Source organism: Bacillus sp. LR--39 (genome assembly GCF_053613335.1).
Genome location: NZ_JBSIOT010000557.1, coordinates 1 through 866, shown reverse-complemented (window position 1 = coordinate 866; position 866 = coordinate 1). Strand labels below are relative to the sequence as shown.

The window sequence follows — 866 nt, the reverse complement described above, 5'->3', positions numbered from 1 at the left end:
GTACCACTGGTAATCCAGTTTATCCTCTTCAAGCTGAATGGATGCGCCTGATTTTTCGTCTTCAATCCAGCCTTTTCCTGTATAGCGGCTTTTTGTTTCCACCCTGAAATAGCTTCGTTCATTTCCCTGCCATGTAAATACCCATGTATCGTCTTTTGAAAATGGACCGCCCAATGCCTCATCATTCGTTCCATAGCCGACTTTGCTTCTGCCTGAGGAAGCAAAATCGCCGGTCGCAGCCGTCTGCAGAAACGGCACCGGATCAGGCCAGACGGGATCGGCTTTTGGCGAGACCGCGCCGATGCACACGGCGGCGGCAGTCATCAATAAGAGCGGTGCAAACCATTTGGCAAACCGCGATTTCGAGGATTTGAGCGCTTCTGATTCCCTGATCCGTTCCAAATACAGCAGGCCGAGAAGCAAAAAGCCGATCAGCACGATCCTGACGATCGCATATGACGCGTCAAACGGCGTAAATGTATCGATCACCGCGACATAAACAACGGTCATAATAAAAAAGAATAAAATTCTGCGCTGATAGATCACCCAGTAGTGCAGCAAGTATACGAGCAGCCAAAGAAGGACGTAAAAGAGCAGCGTCCGAAACAACGGCGACATATCCCGCCACATGCCGGAGAAAATATAGGAGAAATTTCGCTTTAAATCCTGGAAAAACAGGGCAATCCATGAAGGTGAAAACACCGATCCTTCGTAAAAAATCGTGTGCAGTGCAAACAGAACGAAGCCAAGGCTGACCGGAAATCTGATAAACCAAGGGACCTTAAAAAATGTAAGCAAAAATACAAGAGCGATAAATAAAATAAAAAAGACGGTGTGCCCCGTATCGGTAAAATACTGCAAAGGAC

The 866-nt window shown here is 47.2% G+C and carries 1 protein-coding gene; it reads right to left on the bottom strand.

The genetic code is table 11. The features are described 5' to 3' along the window. Nucleotides 1-866: transglutaminaseTgpA domain-containing protein (locus tag ACWHAR_RS24865; protein ID WP_452088155.1), on the bottom strand; the 866-nt coding region annotated here is incomplete at both ends.